This is a genomic window from Spartinivicinus ruber, assembly GCF_011009015.1.
Taxonomy (GTDB): domain Bacteria; phylum Pseudomonadota; class Gammaproteobacteria; order Pseudomonadales; family Zooshikellaceae; genus Spartinivicinus; species Spartinivicinus ruber.
Genome location: NZ_CP048878.1, coordinates 5,045,960 through 5,070,785, shown reverse-complemented (window position 1 = coordinate 5,070,785; position 24,826 = coordinate 5,045,960). Strand labels below are relative to the sequence as shown.

General features: G+C 41.8%; 23 protein-coding genes. 2 read left to right on the top strand and 21 right to left on the bottom strand.

Features of this window, described 5'->3' with window-relative positions; translation table 11 throughout:
* Nucleotides 1–36 precede the first annotated feature (36 nt).
* From hydA to G4Y78_RS22985, 9 genes are all read right to left on the bottom strand, one after another.
* Entirely contained in the window at nucleotides 37–1,479 is a 1,443-nt protein-coding gene (gene hydA, locus G4Y78_RS23025) for a dihydropyrimidinase (RefSeq protein ID WP_163835232.1), read from the bottom strand.
* An 83-nt stretch (nucleotides 1,480–1,562) separates the two neighbouring features.
* Complete coding sequence (locus G4Y78_RS23020) at nucleotides 1,563–2,429, bottom strand: nitrilase-related carbon-nitrogen hydrolase (RefSeq protein WP_163835231.1); 867 nt, start codon at nucleotides 2,427–2,429, stop codon at nucleotides 1,563–1,565.
* Between the two features lie 85 nt (nucleotides 2,430–2,514).
* A complete protein-coding gene (locus tag G4Y78_RS23015; protein ID WP_163835230.1) occupies nucleotides 2,515–3,822 on the bottom strand; it encodes an aspartate aminotransferase family protein in 1,308 nt (435 codons plus the stop codon).
* Nucleotides 3,823–4,231: 409 nt separating this feature from the next.
* Nucleotides 4,232–4,564 carry a hypothetical protein gene (locus G4Y78_RS23010; RefSeq protein WP_163835229.1) on the bottom strand — a complete coding sequence of 111 codons (333 nt, stop codon included), beginning with the start codon at nucleotides 4,562–4,564 and terminating at the stop codon, nucleotides 4,232–4,234.
* Between the two features lie 747 nt (nucleotides 4,565–5,311).
* Nucleotides 5,312–6,061, bottom strand: coding sequence for a transporter substrate-binding domain-containing protein (locus tag G4Y78_RS23005; protein WP_163835228.1), 750 nt, complete (start codon nucleotides 6,059–6,061; stop codon nucleotides 5,312–5,314).
* A gap of 158 nt (nucleotides 6,062–6,219) precedes the next feature.
* Complete coding sequence (locus G4Y78_RS23000) at nucleotides 6,220–9,003, bottom strand: valine--tRNA ligase (protein WP_163836578.1); 2,784 nt, start codon at nucleotides 9,001–9,003, stop codon at nucleotides 6,220–6,222.
* 168 nt (nucleotides 9,004–9,171) lie between these two features.
* Nucleotides 9,172–9,870, bottom strand: coding sequence for a hypothetical protein (locus tag G4Y78_RS22995; protein WP_163835227.1), 699 nt, complete (start codon nucleotides 9,868–9,870; stop codon nucleotides 9,172–9,174).
* Between the two features lie 50 nt (nucleotides 9,871–9,920).
* Nucleotides 9,921–10,352 carry a DNA polymerase III subunit chi gene (locus G4Y78_RS22990; RefSeq protein ID WP_163835226.1) on the bottom strand — a complete coding sequence of 144 codons (432 nt, stop codon included), beginning with the start codon at nucleotides 10,350–10,352 and terminating at the stop codon, nucleotides 9,921–9,923.
* 76 nt (nucleotides 10,353–10,428) lie between these two features.
* Nucleotides 10,429–11,925 (bottom strand): leucyl aminopeptidase, encoded by a 1,497-nt coding sequence (locus G4Y78_RS22985; RefSeq protein ID WP_163835225.1) that lies wholly within the window; start codon nucleotides 11,923–11,925, stop codon nucleotides 10,429–10,431.
* Between the two features lie 285 nt (nucleotides 11,926–12,210).
* Between G4Y78_RS22985 and lptF the strand changes: the two genes are divergently transcribed.
* The gene (lptF, locus tag G4Y78_RS22980) at nucleotides 12,211–13,344 is read left to right on the top strand and encodes an LPS export ABC transporter permease LptF (protein ID WP_163835224.1); all 1,134 of its coding nucleotides are present in this window, start codon (nucleotides 12,211–12,213) and stop codon (nucleotides 13,342–13,344) included.
* A complete protein-coding gene (gene lptG, locus G4Y78_RS22975; RefSeq protein ID WP_163835223.1) occupies nucleotides 13,337–14,404 on the top strand; it encodes an LPS export ABC transporter permease LptG in 1,068 nt (355 codons plus the stop codon). Before lptF ends, lptG begins: the two co-directional genes overlap by 8 nt.
* Nucleotides 14,405–14,656: 252 nt before the next feature.
* Here lptG and G4Y78_RS22970 read toward each other — a convergent pair whose 3' ends face one another.
* From G4Y78_RS22970 to G4Y78_RS22915, 12 genes are all read right to left on the bottom strand, one after another.
* Entirely contained in the window at nucleotides 14,657–15,115 is a 459-nt protein-coding gene (locus G4Y78_RS22970; protein WP_163835222.1) for an RDD family protein, read from the bottom strand.
* A gap of 99 nt (nucleotides 15,116–15,214) precedes the next feature.
* The gene (gene mgtE / locus G4Y78_RS22965; RefSeq protein ID WP_163835221.1) at nucleotides 15,215–16,570 is read right to left on the bottom strand and encodes a magnesium transporter; all 1,356 of its coding nucleotides are present in this window, start codon (nucleotides 16,568–16,570) and stop codon (nucleotides 15,215–15,217) included.
* Between the two features lie 291 nt (nucleotides 16,571–16,861).
* Nucleotides 16,862–17,131 carry an HPr family phosphocarrier protein gene (locus tag G4Y78_RS22960; protein ID WP_163835220.1) on the bottom strand — a complete coding sequence of 90 codons (270 nt, stop codon included), beginning with the start codon at nucleotides 17,129–17,131 and terminating at the stop codon, nucleotides 16,862–16,864.
* Nucleotides 17,132–17,136: 5 nt separating this feature from the next.
* Nucleotides 17,137–17,988, bottom strand: coding sequence for an RNase adapter RapZ (gene rapZ, locus G4Y78_RS22955; protein WP_163835219.1), 852 nt, complete (start codon nucleotides 17,986–17,988; stop codon nucleotides 17,137–17,139).
* Nucleotides 17,989–18,155: 167 nt separating this feature from the next.
* A complete protein-coding gene (gene ptsN / locus G4Y78_RS22950) occupies nucleotides 18,156–18,617 on the bottom strand; it encodes a PTS IIA-like nitrogen regulatory protein PtsN (protein WP_163835218.1) in 462 nt (153 codons plus the stop codon).
* Between the two features lie 25 nt (nucleotides 18,618–18,642).
* Nucleotides 18,643–18,951 (bottom strand): ribosome hibernation-promoting factor, HPF/YfiA family, encoded by a 309-nt coding sequence (gene hpf / locus G4Y78_RS22945; protein WP_163835217.1) that lies wholly within the window; start codon nucleotides 18,949–18,951, stop codon nucleotides 18,643–18,645.
* Between the two features lie 156 nt (nucleotides 18,952–19,107).
* Entirely contained in the window at nucleotides 19,108–20,628 is a 1,521-nt protein-coding gene (locus G4Y78_RS22940; protein ID WP_163835216.1) for an RNA polymerase factor sigma-54, read from the bottom strand.
* A 237-nt stretch (nucleotides 20,629–20,865) separates the two neighbouring features.
* On the bottom strand, nucleotides 20,866–21,591 hold the full coding sequence (lptB, locus tag G4Y78_RS22935) for an LPS export ABC transporter ATP-binding protein (RefSeq protein WP_163835215.1): 726 nt from the start codon (nucleotides 21,589–21,591) through the stop codon (nucleotides 20,866–20,868).
* Nucleotides 21,592–21,653: 62 nt separating this feature from the next.
* Nucleotides 21,654–22,172: a lipopolysaccharide transport periplasmic protein LptA gene (lptA, locus tag G4Y78_RS22930; protein ID WP_163835214.1), complete on the bottom strand. Its 519-nt coding sequence runs from the start codon at nucleotides 22,170–22,172 to the stop codon at nucleotides 21,654–21,656.
* A complete protein-coding gene (lptC, locus tag G4Y78_RS22925) occupies nucleotides 22,156–22,740 on the bottom strand; it encodes an LPS export ABC transporter periplasmic protein LptC (protein WP_163835213.1) in 585 nt (194 codons plus the stop codon). Before lptC ends, lptA begins: the two co-directional genes overlap by 17 nt.
* Nucleotides 22,740–23,279, bottom strand: coding sequence for a KdsC family phosphatase (locus tag G4Y78_RS22920; RefSeq protein ID WP_163835212.1), 540 nt, complete (start codon nucleotides 23,277–23,279; stop codon nucleotides 22,740–22,742). The genes lptC and G4Y78_RS22920 overlap by 1 nt, the downstream gene beginning before the upstream one ends.
* Nucleotides 23,276–24,250, bottom strand: a complete 975-nt coding sequence (locus tag G4Y78_RS22915) for a KpsF/GutQ family sugar-phosphate isomerase (RefSeq protein ID WP_163835211.1) — start codon at nucleotides 24,248–24,250, stop codon at nucleotides 23,276–23,278. The genes G4Y78_RS22920 and G4Y78_RS22915 overlap by 4 nt, the downstream gene beginning before the upstream one ends.
* Nucleotides 24,251–24,826: the final 576 nt, after the last annotated feature.

Genomic DNA, 24,826 nt, shown 5'->3' with positions numbered 1-24,826 from the left:
AATTAAATTTACTAATCACAGTTTATTATTTTTTTATTAACGTCTGATAGCAAAGGGGGCATTAACTTCGGCTTGTTTAGTTAATGTTTCGTAAATACCGGGATAGGGAGGACGATTTATATAACGGCCTGTGCCTGGTTTGGTCAATAACTTCCCTTCACTCCAAGCTAGTTTTCCTCCTTTAATCGTATGATTGGGAATACCTTTTACGGTTTTACCCTCAAAAATATTAAAGTCAACTCGTTGGTGATGGGTTTTAGCTGAAATAGTGCGAGTGCCATCTGGATCCCAAATCACTAAGTCGGCATCAGAACCAACTCTAATACACCCTTTTTGAGGAAATAAATTAAAGATTTTTGCTGTGTTAGTGGAGGTCAGGGCAACAAAATCATGTTTAGATAGTTTGCCAGTGTTGACTCCCTCATGCCAAAGTACAGCCATTCTGTCTTCTATGCCTGCTGTACCATTAGGAATTTTAGTAAAGTCATCTTTACCCATGGTTTTTTGTTCATTACAAAAACAGCAATGGTCGGTTGCTGTTGTTTGTAAATGACCCGCTTGTAAGGCATTCCATAACGCTTGTTGGTGGTGCCTAGAGCGGAAAGGGGGGCTCATTACATAACCGGCTGCTTGCTGCCAATCTGGATGTAGATACACGCTATCATCAATTAATAAATGGCCTGCAAGACACTCTCCGTATATTTGAAAACCATGATCGCGAGCATAACGAATTTCATCAACGGCATCTTGGGTGGAAACGTGCACTAAATAAAGTGGTGCCCCTAAGGTTTGGGCAATCCGAATGGCACGGCTTGCGGCTTCACCTTCCACTTGAGGAGGGCGAGAAAGAGGGTGACCTTCAGGCCCTGTAATCCCTTTGGCTATTAATTGTTGTTGTAAGTGGTAAACTAGTTCACCGTTTTCCGCGTGAACAGTTGGTATAGCACCTAACTCTAAGCAGCGAGAAAAGCTAGCAACCAATATGTCATCTGTTGCCATAATGGCATTTTTATAAGCCATAAAGTGTTTAAAGCTATTTACCCCATGATTTTTGACCAAGATTTCCATTTCTTGGGAGACTGAGTTATCCCACCAAGTGATGGCTACATGAAAAGAATAATCGGCTGCAGACTTTTGCGCCCACTCACGCCAAATGTGGTATGCCTCTAATAATGATTGTTTAGGGTTGGGAATAACAAAGTCAATAATCATTGTTGTTCCACCAGCAAGACCTGCTGCTGTGCCTGTATAAAAGTCTTCACTGGCTACTGTACCCATGAAGGGTAGCTGCATATGAGTGTGTGGATCAATGCCACCTGGCATTATCAGTTGACCATTCGCATCTATTTTTTTTGTTTGAGCTGGTACGTCCAGCTGATTGCCAATGGCTTGGATTGTTCCATTATCACCACAGTAAATATCAGCTTGATAGGATTCTTCATGAGTGATGATAGTGCCATTTTGTATCAGTAAAGACATGTCGTAAACTCCCAATCCTTATTATTTTGGTGGGTTTTTCAGGCTATACCATTCGCTTTGGCTATACTCAATGCTTTAGGCCACTACTCCCCTTTGGTTAATATATCGTAAGTCTCTGGTCTTCTATCGCGAAAAAACTGCCACTGATTACGGACTTCCCTAACCAGCTCTAAATTTAAATCACAAATCAGTAACTCATCTTTTTCTTCACTAGCTTGGGCTTCTATTTCTCCACGAGGGTTTACAAAGTAAGAAGAACCATAAAAAGTGCCTATATCCCAGGGTGCTTCATTACCTACCCGATTAATGGCTGCGATATAACATCCATTAGCAACGGCTGCAGCAGGTTGTTCTAACTCCCATAAATATTTTGATAACCCTGCTACTGTTGCAGATGGGTTAAAAATAACTTCGGCACCATTGAGTGCTAATGCACGCCAACCTTCAGGGAAGTGGCGATCATAACAAATATAAACGCCTATTTTGCCGTATTTTGTTTCAAACACAGGCCAGTTGGACTGTCCTGGTTTAAAAAAGAATTTTTCCCAAAAACCTGCCACTTGAGGGATATGAGTTTTACGGTATTTACCTAAATATTGGCCATCTGCATCAATTACTGCAGCGGTATTGTAGTAAATGCCTGTCATGTCTTCTTCGTAGATAGGGGCAATGATTACCATTTGATGTTTTTGGGCATACTGCTTTAATAGCTGTATGGTTGGGCCCTCAGGGATTCTTTCCGCTGCACTATACCATTTGGTATCCTGGCTGGGGCAAAAATAAGGTTGGTTGAATACCTCCTGCATACATAATATTTGTACTCCAGACTCTCCGGCTTGATCGATTAATTGAATGTGGGCTTCATTCATTAAGTCGCGGATTTTTTCAGGTGATTCGTTAGTGTCTGCTTTTAAGCCCATTTGGATTAGGCCAGCTTTTACTTTATTCATATACATTCCCTTATATTCCCTTCGTTTTGGTTGTTGGTAGGTTTTACGAAGGTTTATACCGCTTCTATTTTATTTAGAGTTATCTTTATGCGAGATGTTGGAGCACTTTGGTCATGGTTTCCACCAATCGATCAATATGTTGTTTTTCAATAATTAATGGTGGGGAAAATGCAACGGTGTCACCTGTTGTGCGAATTAATAACCCTGCTTCATAAGCATTTAAAAACGCCGTAAATGCGCGTTGACCAGGTGATCCTGGAATAGTCTCCAATTCTATTGCGCCAATCAATCCTAAATTACGGATATCAATAACATAAGGTAGATTCATCATGCTGTGCATAGCATCTTCCCAGTATTGATAAATACCATCCTGACGTTGGAACAGGCTTTCTTCTTCATATACATCCAGTGCAGCCAATGCAGCAGCGCAAGCCAATGGATGCCCAGAAAAAGTATAACCATGGAATAATTCAACCATGTGCTCAGGGCCATGCATAAAGGCTCGATAAATTGCATCACTTACCATGACTGCTCCCATGGGCACTGTACCATTAGTGAGGCCTTTAGCTGTAGTAATAATATCTGGAGTTACTCCGAAATAATTGGTAGCAAACGAATCTCCCAATCGGCCAAAGCCAGTAATCACTTCATCAAAAATCAATAAAATATCATGCTGGTCACAGATAGCTCTTAATTTTTGGAGATAACCCTTAGGTGGAAGTAAGACACCTGCAGAGCCTGAAATAGGCTCAACAATTACTGCGGCGACAGTTGATGGGTCATGTAAATTTAGTAAATTATTTAATGCATCGGCTTTTTCTATACCATGAGATGGTAAGCCTCTGGAAAAAGCATTTCTACTGATATCATGGGTATGGGGTAAATGGTCGACACTGCCTAATAAATTGGCGAACATCTTTCTGTTGGCAACCATCCCGCCAACGGACATACCACCAAAGTTGACACCATGATAGGCCCGTTCTCGACCGATTAGTAAAGTTTTTTGTCCTTGCCCTTTGGCACGATGATAGGCTAAGGCAATTTTTAGTGCAGTTTCTACTGACTCTGAGCCAGAACTTGTATAAAACACATGTTGTAAATTGGTTGGTAATAAATCAGTGAGGCGACTGGCAAGTTCAAACGCTTTTGGATGGCCCATTTGGAATGCAGGGGAGTAGTCTAGTTCTTTCACCTGTTGTTGAACAGCATTAACAATTTTACTGCGACAGTGGCCTGCATTTACACACCATAATCCGGCAATGCTATCCATTACCTCACGGCCTTCTGAAGTGTAGTAAAACATACCTTTGGCCTTAGTAAACAACCGAGGGGATTGTTTAAACTGCCTATTGGCAGTAAAGCCCATCCAGTAGGCATTTAAGTTATTTTCCATCCTGGTACTCTTAAAAATTAATTAACCGGACCATAGTGTTTTTTACATGGCAGATTGAAAGCAGTGTGTTAGTGGAGCTATAAAAAATGGGTAAATGCTTATTAATGTAAACAATGCCCATGGGTTATGAAAACAGTATTTGATTATTTGAGTTTATTATTTATTTTGTTTCTAAAGACTGAAGTAATAAGAGTCAATATAAAGTTTGGGTTGCATTAAGTTTATTATTAATAGTAATATTTTTGTTTTCTTTTAGTCATAAAGTTAAAAAGTTGAAGGCAAATCAGTGCAAATGTTAAATGATTGTTGTTCTTGTTTTGGTATAGTATGGTTTATTGCTATCCTATAGCACTATTTCAAAAAAAGGCCCTGGTACTGGGGCCTGTTTCCAGCTTTTATGTTGAGTATTTTATAATTTGCGGATTTTAGCTGTATTAGGGAAACTGCCTGGACAGGATGTGCTGCTACCTCGGCCAGTAATGACATAGCCATTAGGTAAAGGAGAAATAGAACACATCTTATCTCTGCTAGCAGGCACTTTTACTCGCCATAAATTAGGGAAACGATGTGGAGAGGTACTACTGGATTCACTGGTAATAATATAATTCTTCGGTATTGCTGATACTTTGCAGATAGTATCAGAACTTGCAGGCTTTTTAATTATCCCAACATTTGGAAAACGCCCAGGGCATGAAGTGCTAGAGTTTTCTGCTTTAATAGCATAACCATTGGGTGCAGACATTTTCTGAATTGCCTGGCTGTTTGATAATCCACATGTTTGGAAAGCTACCAGAACAGCTGGTACTTGATGTTTCGCTGATAATTACCCATCCTTGGGGTACTCTTTGATTTTTGCATATCCGCATACTTCGAGACACAATGGAGTTTAATGTATCCATCTGGTCTTGATTAAGCGGTTGAAGTTTTTCTTCATTTTAATTTAATATCTCAATATCAGGGTCCCACTGATAATCTTCAGCAGATGCATATTGAGGCAAACTATTTATTAAAGCCAAAGTAATTGATGTACTAAATAATGTATTCTTCATTTTATGAGTCCTTTCATAATTAATTTTTTACACCCTAGTGGTAGTAGTATCTTTAAGCAAGATAGACAAACGTATAAGACTTTTATTTGTGTGGGCTGTTATGGAAGGATTTGACTAAAGTATAATAATATGAAGGCTTTGACTTGACTGTCTGATGTAGAAATATTCTTGTTGGTGTCTAGTAGTTAATTAGAATTATTGCTTTGTTTGAGTGCTTTAATTCTTAACCTTAAATGAACGTTTTCAATTATTAGCAAAATAATTGCAATTAAAATGAGAAGTTCAAAAAGCAATGATTGTCCACTACTACTCCAAAACAACCAGGCTAATAATGCCAAAGTAATGGCGGTAATCATAAATAGGAAGCGGTCTGCTAGTAACTCTATATATTTTTTCATTTTGGCTGAAATGGTTGTCTTGAATGGTTTTTTGTTGGCATTTTAGTCTAGCTCGTGATTTACTATGACTTTTTGGATGTACTCTTTTTCATCTAGTAAAAACTGATTGAATTTACTTATTATTTTTGCATGTTTAATGGTGGATAAATGGTAATTGCTTTTAGTGTGTGGTAATGATTCATTAAATACAAGTAAATCTGCTTGGTTTAGTTTGTGCTTTAAGTAATAAGAAGCGACTTGAATATTGAAGTAAGCAGCATCTAGTCGGTCGTTGGCTACTTGTTTTATCAGAGAGTCCAGTGAGCTAACACCGCGTAATGTCACTTTGTTCGCTTTGATTAAGTCGAGGTAGTCCCAGGCAGTGAACCCCCTAAGTGTGCCTAACCGTTTGAGCCATTCAATATTTTTGTCTTTATTTTCTGGCTTAACTAAAACACCATCAATAAAACTAAGAACAGGTTGGCTGTAAACGACAGAATGAGCTTTTTTATCTTCTTGCCCCCAATATGCGTTATCAGGAAATTTAAAGTCAACTTCACCATTTAAGTAGCTTTTTAGTAAGCGCGTAACGGGCATACCTTTATACGTAAAGGTGTAATTATTTTTCTTTGCAAAGGCGTCAAGGATTTCATATGCTGCGCCGGAGTACTCTTTATTGTTGTAGCTATAAAAAGGGTAGTAGTCTATATCTTCAACACCCACAGTGAATGTGTTGGCGAACGTTATTGAGGTTAGGCTTATAAGCACTACTACTAAATGAATGGTGAATATTTGAATATTAGGTCTTTTCATCACTTCCATTCCTCCAACACCCTATCAATGAAGCCTTAATGATTGATACTAAGTAAAAGTGTAGAACAGGGTGGGGAGGAAGATACGACTTAAATAGAGTAGTGGAGGTAAGGCTAACCAGCGATTGTGTGGCTAGCCCTATATAGCGCATGTGTGAATTACAAGGCCTCTATACTGGCTTTTTGCTCCAATAGTTTTTGTTGCGCAGCCAGTGCATCTGCTAACTTCGCTTTTTCCTTATCCACAACCTGACTAGGCGCTTTATCGACAAAGCTTGGGTTATTAAGCTTGCCTTGTAGGCGGCTAAGCTCTTTCTCTAGTTTGTCGATTTCTTTGGTTAAGCGAGTAAGCTCAGCAGTTTTATCAATCAGATCAGCCATTGGTACCAGCACTTTCATTTCACCGACTAGCTGGGTTGCAGCAGTAGGGGCTTGATCGTTGCTTTCTAACCAAGTGATAGATTCAATATTGGCCAGTTTTTGCAGGTAGGTTTTATTGGCTTCTAAGCGTGCTTTATCTTCAGTGCTGCCATTTTGTAGTAACACCGGCACCAGTTTTCTTGGGCTGATATCCATTTCGCCACGGATATTTCTGACCCCAACTAATACGCCTTTTACCCACTCGATATCAGCGATGGCTTCATGGTCTAACAAGCTGTCATCGGTTTCTGGGTAAGGTTGTAGCATGATGGTTTCACCTTGCTTGCCTGCTAATGGCGCCAGGCGCTGCCAAATCTCTTCGGAAATAAATGGCATAAATGGGTGTATTAGGCGTAAGGTGGTTTCTAATACACGAACCATTGTACGACGAGTGCCTCTTAATTGAGCTTCTGTGGCTGTTTTGTCATATATAACGGTTTTTGATAACTCAAGGTACCAGCTACAAAACTCGTCCCAAACAAACTGCTGAATAGAATTAGCGGCATGATCAAGGCGAAAAGACTCAGTCGCTTGAGCAACTTCTTGTTCCGCTTGCTGCAAGCGGGAAATGATCCAGCGATCAGCCAAACTGAGTTCAACTTCACCACCGTTCTGTCCGCAGTCTTCGTCTTCTGCATTGCTAAGTACTAGTCGGGCGGCATTCCAAATTTTGTTACAGAAGTTGCGATAGCCTTCCATCCGTCCCATGTCGAACTTAATGTCGCGGCCGGTTGAGGCTAATGAGCAGTAAGTAAAACGCAAGGCGTCTGTACCATAGGGGGCAATACCTTCTGGGAAGTGCTTACGAGTGGCTGCCTCAATGGATTTTTTCATATGAGGTTGCATTAAACCACTCGTGCGTTTGGCCAGTAAATCATCGAAGCTAATGCCGTCAATCAAATCGAGTGGGTCAAGCACGTTGCCCTTGGATTTAGACATTTTGTGGCCATCTTGATCGCGAACCAGACCATGGACATATACTTTCTTAAATGGAATTTCGCCACGGAATTTTAAAGTCATCATAATCATTCGGGCAACCCAGAAGAAAATGATGTCAAAACCAGTCACTAATACGTCAGTTGGATGGAAATCTTTCAGCTCAGGGGTTTCTTCTGGCCAGCCTAACGTAGAGAAAGTCCAAAGCGCAGAAGAGAACCAAGTATCTAGTACATCTTCATCCTGGCGAAGCTGAACAGTTGGGCTAATTTGATGCTTTTCTATTACTTCAGCTTCATCGCGGCCCACATAAACATTGCCGTTTTCATCATACCAGGCAGGAATACGGTGACCCCACCATAATTGACGGCTAATACACCAGTCTTGTAAGTCTCGCATCCAAGCAAAATAAGTATTTTCCCACTGTTTAGGCACAAATTCGATATCACCATCTTCAACTGCTTTGATGGCTGGCTCGGCCAGAGGGCCAACTTTTACATACCACTGATCAGTTAAGTAAGGCTCGATAACTACACCGCTTCTGTCGCCACGGGGCACCTTCAGCTTGTGATCTTCAATTTTTTCCAGTAAACCTGCAGCATCAAAATCAGCAACGATTTGTTTGCGAGCTGCAAAACGCTCCATACCATGGTATTTTTCAGGCACTTCGTTGTTAAGGTTTGCATCAATAGTGAAGATATTAATCATTGGCAACTGATGACGTTGGCCAATTTCATAGTCATTAAAGTCGTGGGCTGGTGTGATTTTTACACAGCCTGTGCCGAACTCCTGGTCTACATAGTCATCAGCAATAATAGGGATACGGCGCCCAGTTAAAGGTAGCTCAACAAATTTACCAATCAGTTCCTGATAGCGCTCATCCTCAGGATGAACGGCAACAGCTGTATCACCCAGCATGGTTTCAGGACGAGTAGTAGCGACTACAATATATTCTTTTCCTTCTGCTGTTTTAGCTCCATCAGCCAGTGGGTAACGGAAGTGCCACAGGTGGCCGTTCTCTTCTTCAGAAATAACTTCTAAGTCAGATATTGCTGTGTGCAGTTTTGGATCCCAGTTAACCAAGCGTTTGCCGCGATAAATTAGATCTTCTTCGTATAAGCGGACAAAGACTTCTTTTACTGCATTTGATAATCCTTCATCCATGGTAAAACGTTCACGGGACCAGTCTACAGAAGCACCCATCCGGCGTAGCTGTTTAGTAATAGTGCCACCGGACTCCGCTTTCCACTCCCAAACTTTTTCAAGGAATTTCTCCCGGCCAAGATCTAAACGGCTTACACCGTCTGCTAGCAGTTGCCGCTCTACCACCATTTGAGTAGCAATACCGGCATGATCAGTCCCCACTTGCCAAAGGGTTTTTTGTCCTTTCATGCGATGGTAGCGGATCAAAACATCCATAATAGTGTCTTGAAATGCGTGTCCCATATGTAAACTACCTGTTACATTGGGAGGAGGGATCATGATGGAGTATGGTTTTCCATCACCCTGAGGAACAAAGTAGTTTTTTTCTTCCCAGGTTTTATACCATTGGCGCTCTAATTCATGTGGTTTAAACGTTTTATCCATGGTAATGACTATTACTGATTGCCTTTTAAGTGGGTAATTAAAAAATGCTAGCCCGGATATTTCACCAGATATTAAGGGTTCTGGGTTTGGATTATACATAAGGTATAACCTTTCAGTTAAGAGGATTATGAACTGAAAGGAAATAAATAAGGGATGGTTGAGAGTTAATCAGTGATTGACAATGTGGTCAATGATGGCGTTTATTTCAGAGCGAATCCGCTTATGGAACTCAGCTTCAATTTGAGGGATAAACTCATCAATCACTTCTTGTAAAACAATTTCGCTCTGCATTTCCAGTTCTTGACGTAATTTGTTGCGAACGCCTTCATCCAGACATTTGGCTCTGCGCAAGTTTTTAGAGGATAGCTCGCTTGATGAGTTGTCCGAAGTATGTGTGGAAGGAATAGGTTGTGAAGAAGTTGGTTTATCTGCCTTATAAACTACCTGTTGGCTCTGTGGTTGCTCCTGTTTAGCTTTAACGCTTTCTGGAATAAATGGATTGTTGACATTAATTTTGTACTGAGCAGCTTTTGAAGGTACTAACTGCTCTGCTCGTTGCTTTTTAGTAGCAGATTTAACAGCTGGTGTTGTTAACGTTGGAATATCTGTGGTCGACTTGTTGGGTTGCTTCTTTTTAATGACATGTCCATTAGTGAGTTGCTGTGCTTTTTTTAAGGTCGAATTGTTTAAAGACGAATCTGCTATGTCATTTAACGTAGGTATATCGTTTCGTTCTATAGATTTTAAGGTGTTTGTATGGCTCAACATATTATCGTGCTGCTTTGACTCAGCTAATAGCCCTTGATGAGGCTTGTCTGATGCTATTGGCTGGTTAGGGTTTTGTTTTGTAAAGTAAGGCTTGGCCATACAGCAATAATAAATACTAATAATTATAACTATGCTCTACGCAGAGCTTGCTAACTTCGTATGTTATGACTGTGTAAAGGATACCCTTGGTCTCGATAACTTTTGAAGTTCTGACGTGCAGTTTTGCGACGTGTGCCATCTCCTGCAACAATTTCTGCTACTCGCTCAAATTGATTAACAAACGAAGGTATTGAATCAGTCAAGTTAATGAGCAAGCTATTCGATGATTTTGCTGGTAATTGCCAGCCAATTTCCACTGGGCAGGGTGCTGATTCATGACTCGCAGCTAATTGGTGAGGGATAAAGCTATCCTCGCGGAAAGACCACAATAGCTCATCAAGTGCTTCAGCCTCAGCTTGCCCATCAGTATGAATATAGACTGACTTGGCATGCTTAACCGCTTTTTCGGCTAAACGGCAGCAAAACTGTTGGCGAGCGGTAGGGTGTTGGTCAGGTAAGATATAGAAGTCAATGCGTGTCATACGAAGTTTGGATTGTGAGAGTGCAATAGAAGTTGGTCAACTATGTATCTTGACTATGTTGGCCAACCCTACTTCACTATTTGGATTGATTGATTAAATACTGCACAAGCAGACTGACTGGGCGACCTGTGGCGCCTTTTTTATCGCCTTTTAGCCAGGCAGTTCCAGCAATATCTAGGTGTGCCCAATGATACTTCTTAGTATAACGAGCTAAAAAACAGGCTGCAGTAACTGATCCTGCTTCTGGGCCACCGATATTTGCCATATCTGCGAAGTTACTATCTAACTGTTTTTGATAAGCATCCCATAGAGGCATGTGCCAGATTCTGTCGTAACTTTCATCGCTAGCTTTTTGTAGGGCTTTAGCTAGTTTATCATTATTACTGTACATGCCTGATGCATGGCTACCAAGAGCAACCACACAGGCACCTGTTAAAGTAGCAATATCTACAACTGATTCAGGCTCGTACCTTTCCGCGTAGGTTAAAGCATCACACAGAACCAGTCGCCCTTCTGCATCGGTATTAAGAATTTCAATGGTTTGGCCTGACATTGACGTCACGATGTCACCAGGCTTGGAGGCATTGCCGCTGGGCATATTTTCGGCAGCAGCAACAATGCCAACAACATTGATTGGTAACTTAAGCTCAATGATACTGTTGAGAGCGCCAAAAACGCTGGCAGCTCCACACATATCAAACTTCATTTCGTCCATACCCTGGCCAGGCTTGATGCTGATGCCGCCACTGTCAAAGGTAATACCTTTGCCAACTAGCACATGGGGCTTGTCACCTTTTTTGCCGCCGTAATATTCCATCACTATTAGCTTGCCAGTCTCTTTGCTGCCCTTGCTGACGGATAGAAAAGAGCCCATGCCTAGCTCTTCCATTTCTTTTTCATCTAGTACAGTGACTTTTAGTTTTGCTTCATCTTTTTTGGCTAGCTGTCTAGCTTGTTTAGCTAGGTAACTGGGTGTACAGATATTACCGGGTAAATTACCAAGATCGCGGGCAACATTAATGCCTTTAATAGTGGCCGCTGCTTCTTGAGTAAGCTGTGAAAGTGTTTTATGGGTAGACTCAGGTGCTAGAAATGTTAGTTTTTTATACTTGCTTTTGGTTGTTTTGGGTTTAGTTGATTTAAGTTGGTTAAACTCATACTGACTGGTACCTGCCAATTGTGCTGCAATGCGAACCACCCAGGTTTTTTCTCGACCAGCCACATGGATATCAGCTAGGGCGATAGCCACCTGTTTTAAGTTAAGTTTATTGAGGGTGCTAAACACAGCGGAGAAAGATTTAATTAAATCATCCTCGGATAGTTTTTTATTAAGCTCGCCTGCACCAAACAGCATAATACGTTTAGCTTTAATTTCACCCAGCTGTGATAAAACTAGTGTGTCGCCAGGTTTTCCTGCAATATCACCTTGTTTAATGATGCTGATTAATTGCCCCTTGGCTGCATCATCAAGGGCTTTGCCAGTGTCGCTTAATTTTGAATTTTCAAATACCGGTATGACCAAGCAATCAGTACTGATTGTGGCTGGTTGAGTGTTTTTGATTAGAAATTCCATGAAAACCCCACAAGACAAATTTATCGCTTTGTTGGATAATTAGCAGTCTTTGCCAGCAGCTACTTAAAAGTAGGTGGGTGCTAACCCAAATATTTTCAATTTAAATGGCAGTGCTGTGAGCTAATTGTTTGACAAACCCTATTAAATTAAGTTTTTGAGTGTAACAGAGTCTTATCTTGATTGCCTATGTACAGGCCAGGGGTGTGAAAGTTTTCGTCGCGCAATGGTAAAGAAAAAGGTATCACAGTATTGGATGGTATTTGGAAAGTAAGTTAGGAGAGCCAGTTGATTATCTTCCGCTACTTAGCAAGAGAAGTTTTTACAGCCATGCTGGCTGTTAGCGGTGTACTGTTACTTATTATTATGAGTGGCCGCTTCAATAAGTATTTAGCGCAAGCTGCTTCAGGGCAGCTGAGTGCAGATTTTTTGTTTGTGATTATGGGTTATCGCCTACCGGAGTTTTTGGAACTGATAATTCCTTTAGGGATGTTTATTGGTATTTTGCTCGCCTATGGTCGGCTATATATCGAAAGCGAGATGACAGTATTAACCGCCTGTGGTGTCAGTCAAAAAAGTATCTTACTACAGACATTGGCACCTGCAGCAGTGGTTGCCTGTATAGTTGCTTTATTGGGCTTGTTGATTACTCCGTGGGGAGCCAAAAATGTTGAAGAAATCTTTGCTAAGCAAGATGCTTTGACTGAGTTTGAAACCCTAGCCCCTGGGCGCTTTCAAGAGCAAGAAAGCGTTGGTCGGGTAACCTATACCGAACGCTTATCTGAAGACAGACTGCAAATGGGGGATGTTTTTATCTCCCAGCAAAATGAAGGAATAGGTAAGCGTGGTATTACTCTGTTATTGGCGGAGGCCGGAGTGCAGCATGTGGAGCAGCAAACTGGAGCTCGTTATTTGATTTTGAACAAAGGTTATCGTTATGACGGTATGCCTGGCCAGGCTGATTTCCGCATTACTGAATACGATACCTATGGTATAAAAATGCCAGAAAGTAAGGCGAGTAAAGAAACAGATAAAGTGAAAGCCATTGCTACAAGTGAATTGATAGGTTCTACCGAGTTAAGCCATGTGGCAGAGCTTCAGTGGCGGTTATCTTTACCAATATTGGTATTTATTGTTGTATTGCTGGCAGTCCCATTAAGTAAGGTAAACCCACGACAGGGGCGTTATTTAAAATTACTACCCGCTATTCTGACTTATCTATTGTATCTGGCACTATTAATTGGTGCCAAAGGGGCAGTGGAAGACGGTAAACTTCACCCTATGGGACTATGGGGGGTGCATGGACTGTTTTTAATTATCGCAGGGTTAATCTTGGCCTACGAGCCATTTCAAACTAAGAGGCGCCAGCAACAACTGCAAAAAAAAACAGCGTTAGCAAATGAGGTGGCAAGCCATGAATAAAATTGATCGTTATATTGCCGCCAGTGTTCTTAATGCGACCTTTTTGGTACTAATGGTAATTGTATCATTGGATACCCTCTTTGCCTTTGTGGGTGAGCTAGCCAGTATGAAAGCCAGTTATCAGCTGGTAGAGGTATTGCAATATGTTGGTTTATCGATACCTAACCGTATTTATAAATTCATTCCTTTTTCTGCTCTTATAGGTTGTTTGGTAGGCTTGGGCGCTTTGGCCAATAATAGTGAGCTGGTAGTGATGAGAGCGGCAGGTGTATCACTGTGGCGAATTGTATGGGGAGTGATGCAACCAACGTTACTGATTATTTTAATTGGTATTTCTATCGGTGAGTTTGTATCACCTTACACTGAACAACTAGCTGATAGCGGTCGAGCGATTGCGCGTAGTAAAGATGGCCCTTCAGCCCAGTTTAGCCAGCAAGGAGTTTGGCACCGAGAAGGTAATGAGTTTATGCATTTTAATGCCGTAGAACCTGGCGGCATTTTGCATGGCATTACCCGTTTTAAGTTTAATGATAAAAAAGAACTGCTAGAGGCAAGTTTTGCTGATCGTGGTGTATTTAAAGGCGATTATTGGTTGTTGCAAAATCTTCAGTCGAATCAGTTTAAAGGCGACCAAGTAACCACTGAACGACTACCATTTTTGCAATGGCAAACGAGTTTGTCTAAGGATTTGTTGGATGTAGTTGTAGTTAAACCTGATGACTTATCTATTCGTGGCTTGAGTACTTATACTGATTACCTGGCTCAACAGGGGCTAAATGCAGGGGAGTACCAGTTAGCTTTCTGGCGGAAAATCCTGCAGCCAGCAGTCATTATTGCTTTAGTGTTAGTGGGTATTTCTTTTGTATTTGGTCCTTTACGTTCGGTGACAATGGGACTAAGAATTTTTATTGGGGTAATAGCAGGATTTTCTTTTAATATTATTCAAGAACTTTTAGGTCCATCCAGCCTGGTATTTGGCTTTTCACCACTCATAGCGGTGACTGTGCCACTATTGTTGTGCTTTATCGTGGGTGGTGTATTGCTGAAAAGGGCAGGGTAGCTGCTTACCTATGTTTAGTTTGAAGTTATTGCAAAAATTAGCAGGCATGAGGCGAGACGGGTTAACCCGCTATTGAATGGTTACCGACCGACTCTAGTTGATAAAAGCCTTGAAAGGCCAGGAAAGGTCTTTCAAGGCTAGCGTAAGAATATCCTGTTACTCCGTATTGAACACTAAACTTATTTTCAACACTCTTTCGCGACAGTCTGGCTGAGGTAAATTATTTTTTCGGTGGCTTTTTCTGAGTGAATATTATTTTTTAGTTTTCTCAAGCAATACGACTTCTGTTTTTGCTGCATAGTCGTAAATCGCTTGGTCTTTCGGATCAAATAGAACCCACCAGATACCAATGCCTCCTAGAATGAAACTTGGAATTCCTATTAAAAAGCGGATTAGGCATTGCTGAAGATTCAGGGTTTTGCCAGCGTAGCTAGTCACCATTATTCGCCAGGCAATCATCCCTGGTGTTTGACCGCTTTTTCGCCAAAAATAAGCATAAAAACTAAAAAATATGATGAGCAGGATTAAGGCTAAATCCCATTTAAAGCCAACTGCAGTAGCTTTTGCTTCACCTACCAGCAAAATACTTATCCATAAATGGATACCAGAAATCACAATAGCAAGAGCTATCAGTAGCAAACCGTCGTATACCATGGCCGCAAGTCGGCGCCAAAGTGGAGCAGGGCCTAAAGATGAAAGTGGCTGTGTCATGCAAAAAACGTCGTTAAATCAGTAGTTGATGCTTCCTGTAAATAAGCGGCATTTTACTTGGTTGGCTCTTAAAAGCACACTTATTTATAGGGTGCACCACTAGGTCAAAAATAAGGTAGCTAGGCCTAAAAACGAGATATAACCCACAACGTCTGTAACGGTGGTTAAAATGACGCTACCAGCGAGTGCGGGATCAATTTTAAGGGTTTTTAGGATGATTGGTAATGCAGCACCTGCCATCACGGCAACTACTAAATTAATAATCATTGCGGCTGCGATAACGGTTGAAATGATGCCATCGTTAAACCAGACAAAAGCCACACCTGATACGACCAGTGCCCAAATTAGGCCATTGACCAACCCTACAATGCATTCCCGATTTAATAACCAGAAAGTGTTGGATTTGCCAATTTGGCCGAGCGCCATAGCACGAATAACCAGTGTTAGCGTTTGACTGCCAGCAATGCCACCCATACTGGCTACGATTGGCATTAATACCGCTAATGCAACAACCTTATCAATGGTATCCTGAAACATCCCAATAAATGCTGAAGCGACAAATGCAGTGACAAGGTTAATACCCAGCCAGACTGCTCTGCGCTTCGCTGTTTTCATGGCTGGGGCGAAAGTATCAGCATCATCTTCCAAGCCAGCCATACTCATCAGAGAGTGATCTGCTTCCTCACGAATAACATCTACAACATCGTCAATGGTGATCCGTCCTAGCAATTTGCCATCGTCATCAACCACTGGAGCAGATACCAGGTCTTGCCGTTCAAACAATTGAGCAACTTGGCTAGCTGGAGTCATTGCATTAATGGCTTCAATATCAGTATTCATTACTTCACGGACCGTGATGGACGGATTGGTGGTGAGCAATTTATTGATGGGCAATACCCCAATGAAGGCATCTTGGCGATTAACTACCAATAAACTATCTGTCATCGCTGGCAATTCATCATGACGACGCAGATAGCGAAATACAACATCCAAAGTATTGCTGGGGCGGATAGTGATGGTATCTGTATTCATCAAGCCGCCAGCAGTATCCTCCGGATAAGACAGAATATGCTCGACTCGTGCCCGATCCTGAGCGTCCATTGAAGACAACACTTGCTGGGTAATTGCATCCGGCAGCTGTTGTAAAAGGTCGACTAAGTCATCAGCATCAAAGCCTGTAGTGATTGCTGCTAACTCATCAGCATTCATTTGATCCAGATAATACTGACGAACGTCGTCACTAAGCTCTTGTAGTACTTCTGCTTCTTGTTCTTTATCGAGTAATTGCCACAGTAAACTCCTGGCCTTGGGGGGAGAGGATTCGATTAAGTGTGCAGCGTCGGCAGCAGGAAGGCTATTAAGCATTCGCTTAACAGGTGAAGAAACTCCTTGGTCCAGCGCAAGGCTTAGTTCTTGTAACTGATCCTCTGATTTTCCGAGTTGTTGTGTGGACATCAGGTAATCCTATTTTTGAGAGCAGCTAGCTGTATGCATTAGCGCTTCATCCTATAAACAAGTGGTATTGAGACTGTTAAATAAGCACTTATTTATAGGATGTAGTGCTAGTTACTACTTTATTTGGCGGGTTAGTTTACCTGAAGAGACTGGCTACTGGTATTGTGGATTGTAGCCAGTTTTATAAGTGATTCCAGAAGTAGAGGTTATTGAAAGCGATTTTGTATTCGCGAAGAGCTATTCGGTTAAAGCTGAAAAGTAAGGTATGCAAATAAACCTAACTGAAGAAGCTTATTCTCCTTCATCGAAATAATTATTGATGAGTTGGGTAATGGCCTCAAAGGCTTTTTTTTCATCGTCACCATCAATTTCAAGATCTAGAACGGAGCCTTTACTGGCAGCTAGCATCATCACTGACATAATGCTTTTGCCGTCTACCATTTTGCCATCTTTACCTACCTTAACAGAGCTACCAAAAGCAGCGGCAGTAGAGACAAGCTTTGCTGCGGCACGGGCATGCAAGCCAAGTTTATTAATGATTATGACTTTTTCTTGAATCATGGAGCCTAAGGCAATTCTCGGTGACGTACTTGAACATTTGGCCACTTTTCACGAAAGTAAATTGCGAGCTTCTCGCTGATATAGACTGAACGGTGGTGGCCCCCCGTACACCCAATGGCAATAGTAATATAACTTCGATTATTTGCTTCAAAGCATGGTAGCCAGTGTTCAACAAAGCGTTTGATATCATCAAACATATCCAATACTTGTTGTTGAGAACCTAAAAATTCTTTAACAGGTTCCTCCAGCCCTGAGTATTGCCTTAAATGGGTGACCCAGTAGGGGTTTGGCAGACAGCGTACATCAAACACGTAGTCTGCATCAATGGGGATTCCTTTCTTAAAGCCAAATGATTGGAAAAGTAGGGCTATACTGCTGTGCTGCTTGCGAGCAACGCGCTTACTGATGATATCTCGCAGTTCATGCAAAGACAGCTGGCTGGTGTCGATAGTAAGGTCAGCCATTTTAGCGATAGGTTCAAGAACTTCTTTTTCTTGTTTAATAGCCTCATCTAAGGAGCGCTGTTGGCTAGAGAGTGGGTGTTTACGGCGTGTTTCACTAAAACGCTTTAGTAAGGTCGCGTGTTCAGCATCAAGATAAATAGTTTCTGCATCAATTTGCTGCTCTTTGAGCGCATTCATAATAGCCGGGAAACGCCTTAAATCCTGGGAAACATTTCGAGCATCAATACTAACCGCTGCTTTGTCGTACAGTGGCTCCTTTTTCATTTCCTCAACAAAGGCAGGAAGCAAACCAGCAGGCATATTATCAATGCAATAATAGCCTTGATCTTCCAGCACATGTAAGCCGGTACTTTTGCCTGAGCCAGAGCGGCCACTGATTATAATTAACTTCATAAATATGCAGAGTTGCTTTGTTAATTCATTTGTAGGGCTGGTAGTACAATCCTAGCCCAAATATATTCTGGGCTAGTATAACAAAGTTTATGTGATATACGGCAGATTAGTTAAGTAATACTCATTAGCTGGCTTTGAAGATTTTAAAACTAACTTAACTATTGTGCTTATGTGGTAGGTACGCTTTGAATTGCAACGTCAAATAACTCAGGATTAGTATCAGCTCGGCGTAAATTATTGCGATAACTGGAGTTTTCGAAGCGGGTAGCAATTTCCTGAAGGATAGCGAGGTGCTCATTTGTGGCTTCGGCAGGAACAACCAGGGCAAAAATTAAGTCTACTGGGTGACCATCCATCGAGTCGAAGTCAATGCCTTCTTGCAGTTTAAGTAAGCAAGCAAAGGGCTTAAGACAACTTTCGAGACGACAATGTGGAATCGCTATGCCATTGCCAAAACCTGTGCTTCCCAACCGTTCACGATTGATTAAATTATCAAACAGTTCATTGGGATTAATATCACCAGAATACTCAGCTAAGAGGTTGGCAATGAGTTGTAAAACTCGCTTTTTACTCCCCCCTTGCACCCCGGTAAGGGTGCATTGTGGGAGAAGGACTTGTTCGATTTTCATGCTTTATAAATAAGTAAACTACTTTTTAACGAATACCGGCTCCCTGAAGTCGATCCAGGGTTTTCTCTTTGTGTTTGCTTAATTGCCGGCCTAGTTTATCACTAAGTAAATCAATTGCAGCATACATATCTTCAGATTCTGCAGTGGCGGCAATGTCAGCACCACGCACATGCAAGCTAGCTTCTGCCTTTTGGCGTAGCTTTTCAACACTTAGGGTAATTTGCACGTTAGTAATGCTATCGTAATGGCTTTCAATGCGATCAAGCTTTTTGGTGACATATTGGCGCAACGCATCAGTCACTTCTACATGATGACCACTGATGTTAACTTGCATGCAACGACCTCCTAATAGGGCTTTATGGTTGTAATCAGCTTCACTGACTTGCTAGGCTGATTGTCAACTGCTTCATTACTAAGTGTAATGGAAAGCAGGCTTGGTATTGCTTGTTGCTAGTCAATATAACGCTTAATTTCGCGCTAACCTATTTCATCACACCAGCCGCTTTCGCTCATTGGACGGCGGAATGGATAGTGATTCACGATATTTGGCTATGGTTCGTCTTGCCACCTTTATGCCTTGCTCTTCCAGTAAGCTGGCAATTTTGCTGTCACTTAATGGTTTTTTAGGGTTCTCCACAGCTACTAACTTTTTAATGATAGCTCGGATAGCAGTGGAAGAGCACTCACCACCAGATGACGTGCTGACATGGCTTGAGAAGAAATATTTCAGCTCAAAGATGCCGCGAGGTGTATGCATAAATTTTTGAGTGGTTACTCGGGAGATGGTTGATTCATGCATTCCAACCGCTTCTGCTATATCGTGCAGCACCAGTGGTTTCATCGCTTCTTCACCATATTCTAAAAAACCACGTTGATGCTCGACAATACGAGTAGCTACTTTCATTAATGTTTCGTTACGACTTTGCAGGCTTTTTAAAAACCAGCGAGCTTCTTGTAAATGGTTTTTCAGATAGGTGTTGTCGGAACTGCTGTCGGCTCGTTTTACCAAAGATGCATAATTGCTATTAATCCGTAGTTTGGGGGTGGCCTCGGCATTAAGCTCGACTAACCAGCGATCATTATGCTTTCTAACAAATACATCAGGAATGACATACTCTGTTTCGGACGGTTGAATATCAGCACCTGGTTTTGGGTTCAGGGCTTGGATCAGCTTTATGCTTTCTGCCAGCTCTTCTTCTTTCAATTTTGTTCGGCGCATAAGCTGATTGTAGTCGTGATGACCTAGCAAGTTTAAGTGCTTTGTTACAATTAGCTTAGCATTATCAAGAAGTGGTGTGTCTTGCGGCAGGTGAGAAAGCTGGATTTGTAAGCATTCCTGTAAGTTTCTTGCAGCTACACCAACAGGATCAAAATGTTGTAAGCGACGTAGCACAATTTCCACTTCTTCTTGTGTAATTTCCAGCTCAGGGTCCAGGCCTTCCCAAATTTCTTCAGTGCTACAGCTAAGGTAGCCATCGTCATTGATCGCATCGATAATAGCAATAGCCACTAAGCGGTCGTTATCAGACATTGGAGTAAGGTTAAGCTGCCACTCTAGGTGGCTGTGCAAAGACTCTGTCGTGCCATTTCGGTTGCTGAAGTCATACTCATCGTCATCTGCTGATGAGGAAGAACTAATAGGAGCTGAAGATGTTTGGTAAACATCGTCCCAGGCACTATCTACAGGAAGGTCATTAGGGATTTCTTCTGACCAGCTGGTTTCGTCTGAGTTGTCTTGAGAAGTTTCAGATGTGCTTTTATCTACGTTGTCTGATGAATCTGATCCATTTAAGCCAGAGCTATTGAGTTGCTGTGAGTCATTGGCTTCACCATTAGCCGATGAGTTGCTGTCAGACTCATCAGTCAGCTCAAGCATAGGGTTGGATTCAAGTGCTTGCTGCACTTCTTGCTGTAAATCCAATGTGGATAGTTGAAGTAGTTTTATGGCTTGTTGCAGCTGAGGAGTCATCGTCAGCTGCTGGCCAATTTTCAAAACTAGGGATGGCTTCATTGCTAAATAATTACCTTATAGTGCAATCGTGCCTGTTTTGATTTGGCAAAGTCAACAACAATGGAAGTGAATTCAAATACGGTTACCTGAGTTGCTGCTTGAACAAGCGACTGAATATTTCCATTGCACCTATTATTTATTTCAATTGCGTGTTTATTTCAGTATTTCTTTTGTTTCTGAAGCTTTGTTATTTCTTAGTGGGTATTAAAAATTATATGAGTATCCTTGCCAGTTGTCTTATATTTTAAAGTCGTGTCCAAGGTATACTTCTTTCACCTGTTGGTTAGTCATTACGGCTTCAGCACTGCCTTCCGCTATTATATGCCCCTCACTAACTATGTATGCATTCTCACAAATATCAAGTGTTTCTCTAACATGATGGTCGGTGATTAGGACGCCAATGCCACGGTCTTTCAAGTGCCAGACAATGTCTTTAATGTCTTTTACCGAAATTGGGTCAACGCCTGCAAATGGCTCATCCAACAGTATGAAGGAAGGCTCTGTTGCAAGTGCTCTGGCAATTTCTACTCGACGCCTTTCACCACCAGATAAACTCATACCCTTACTGTCTTTTATATGGGTGATATTGAACTCTTCAAGTAGTGAGTTGAGCTTTTCTTGTCTTTGCTTACGATTTAGCTCTTTACGGGTTTCCAGAATAGCAAGAATATTGTCAGTGACAGTCAGCTTGCGGAATACAGAGGCTTCTTGTGGTAGGTATCCTATGCCAGCCTGAGCCCGTCCATGCATAGGCAGGTGGGTAATATCACTCTCATCAATCCATACATTACCCTGGTCTGATTTGACTAGACCTACAATCATGTAGAAACAGGTGGTTTTCCCCGCACCATTGGGGCCAAGTAGACCCACTACTTGACCGCTTTGAATTTGTAAGGATACATCTTTTACTACAGCACGGCCTTTGTAGCTTTTGGCGAGGTGCTCGGCTTTCAAAATACTCATATACGGCGCTTATTTCTTTTAAATACAGAGCTGTAAGTTGATTGGCTTTAACAAAGCAGTTCTCATTGATTTTGCCTTTTGCTACGGGGCTGTAACACCATCTCTACGCGGCTCTCATTGGTTTTGCCACCTTTCGCATTAACTTTTTGTGTCTTGGCAAAATATTCAATCTGGTTACCCGTAAAAGTATTGCCCTCTTGAAACAGTTTGGCGTTAGTAATGATGTCTACTTTTTCGGTATTTGAGTAGTATTTGATGGTGCGACCATAAGCTTTGATCAGCTCTTTGTTTTCAGCAGGTTTCTCCCGATAGTGGGCAGGACGGCCTACCGCAACAATTTTATTTATCCCATTACTGTCTGAATAGAGGGTGACCTTATCACCTCTAATTTGAATGGTGCCCTGAGTAATAATGACGTTACCTGTGTAGATATATACGCCAGACTTATCGTCAATATCAGCGCTTTTGGCTTTGATGTTAATAGGTTTGTCTTTGTCACTAGGAAGTGCCCAGCTGAACAGGCTAAATCCAGCGGCTGAGAGAGTGATAATCCCTACAATTAAGTTACTGATTAACTTCATATTGTCCTCTGACATTAGAAAACAGTTGAACTCTATCTTTGGCTAAAAATGCCCGCATACCAACCCCGTGGGTAATAGAACCATTGGGTGATGTTATCACAACTGGGTGCTGAGTATCGGCAACTTCTTCCTCAGCATAAAGGGTTAGAAAGTTGGTTTTCAGTAAAATGCCAAGTTCGCCACTTGATTTCTGTTCTTTGACTCTGACTTGGTCTGATAGCTCAAGAATATCGCCACCAGGCAGCAAGCGGCCATGTTTAGCTGTAGTTTTCCACTGGTTGCCGTTAGTTCGGTATAAATCGATGTTAGGTTGTGCTAATAAAGAAACATCGTTGTGGGGGTAATGGCTGATTTTGTCTGAGACTAACAAATAGTCTTTGTTCCCATCTAAAGAGTACTGGGTAACGCGTGGATTTATTAAATAATAGTCAGGTGCTTGCTCTAGGTTGTCAGCAAGAGGCTCACTTGGTGTGATTATGGGAGGTTTGGCTCCCGTGCCTAGTGCAAGATAGCCACAATAGGCTATTACTAAAATAGCAATCAAGCTTAGAAAGCTGCTTCGATTCATTAGTTTGCCTGTAAATAAGGATCTAGCGCCTGCTGCAAGGTGCTTTGTGCATTCATAATAAAATCACAAACCTCTCTAACTGCGCCTTGGCCACCAGGTGTTTCGGTAACACCATCTGCCAACTGTTTTACCAGCCAGTAGCCGTTAGGCACGCTTAGCCCAAGACCGACTTGCTGAATGGCAGGTAAGTCAGGTAAGTCATCACCTAAGTAGGCTATTTCGTGCCATTCTAACTGAAGTTGTTGGCGTATTTCATTTAAAGCGACTCGTTTGTCTTCACGGCCTTGCAATAAAATCTCAATACCCAGGTTTTTTGCTCGATTAGCGACAACAGGGGTTTCACGTCCGGTGATAATGGCAACTTTTACGCCTGTGGACTGAAGCATTTTGATGCCATGGCCATCAAGAATATTAAAAGTTTTGCTCTCTTGGCCATCGGCACTAAAATATAGCCGGCCATCTGTCATTACACCATCAACATCAAGCCCTAGTAGCTTAACCGGTTGTGCTTTGACTTGTAATTGTGGGTCAAGGTTCATACAACCCCTGCCTTGATAATGTCGTGTAAGTGGATAATGCCTTCAATATGCTTATGCTGCTTAACCACAACCAAACTGGTGATTTTATGATCCTCCATGATGTTCAGTGCTTCGGCTGCCAGAGTGTCGGCGTTAACTGTTTTGCAATGAGCTGTCATTACTTGGCTGATGGGAGTAGTCTGAAGGTTTAGCTCTTGGTCTAGTACCCGGCGTAGGTCGCCATCGGTGAAAACGCCTAATAACTGGTTGTGCTCATCAGCAATTGCTGTCATCCCCAGTCCTTTTTGTGAAACGACAAGTAAAGCTTCTTTTAGAGGTGTTGTTAAGCTGACAATAGGGAGTTGTTCGCCAGTATGCATGATGTCAGAGACTTTGAGCAGCAACTTGCGGCCAAGACTGCCGCCAGGGTGAGAAAAAGCAAAGTCTTCAGCGGTAAACCCTTTGGCTTCTAATAAAGCAATTGCCAGGGCATCTCCCAGCACTAGGCTAGTGGTCGTGCTTGAGGTTGGTGCTAAATCAAGCGGGCAGGCTTCCTTTTCTACATAAGTGTTTAAGTTAACATCTGCTGCTTGTGCTAATGCTGACTTTTCGTTGCCTGTCATACTAATCAGTGGTGTGCCTAGACGCTTTAGCAAGGGAATGAGCATTACCAATTCAGCAGTATTGCCTGAGTTAGATAAAGCTATCACTACATCGTTAGCTGTAATCATTCCCATATCACCATGGCTGGCCTCGCCGGGGTGAACAAAGAAGGCAGGAGTACCTGTGCTGGCGAGTGTAGCCGCTATTTTGTTACCAATGTGTCCTGATTTACCCATGCCCACCACCACAACTCGGCCTTGGCAATTCAGGATGATTTGGCAAGCTTGCGTGAAAGAGCCATCTATTCTGGGGATTAGTTTATCAATAGCATCCCGCTCACTTTTAATAGTGCGAATAGCTGACTGAGCAAAATCAATATCTTGTGACATAGTTCCATGGTGTTGTTGCTGCTTTTGGAATGCAAATTATTTGGTATTTGTCGGAATTGAGCAAGGTAAAATATTCGACCTGTAAGCATTTGAGCGCAAATTTACTGTTACTCATGTATTTTCAGATGAAGAGGCTTATATAGATATTATCGTTGATTGACTGATTTACTTGAGCATGGATCAGGACTGGAGAGAGAAGGTTATAATGGATGAGGTCAGAGGGATGGTTGAAAAATGGTCTTTTTGAACAGGTGGAGAAGCCCTGGGTTTTGTCTATAGCCATAAACAAAAACAGATCACTAGTTGGTTGTGTTGTGCTCAGTTATGTGAATATTGGTTGGGCAATTAATTGATAACTGTTATCTAGGCAACAAATTTAGTTTAGGAGTATTAATTATTATAAAATAGCTATAAATTTTTCCTTATTCGTCAGTTTTTGTATGAATTGGATAAGGTATGCTTCCTACCTAATGCGCAGCCCTGAAAGCAAGTCAGGAGGTTGTGTATGTCAAAATGAAAAATGCGATCTGGTATTAAGAAATATCCCATTCTTTTATTTTACGGTCACTGCTAATC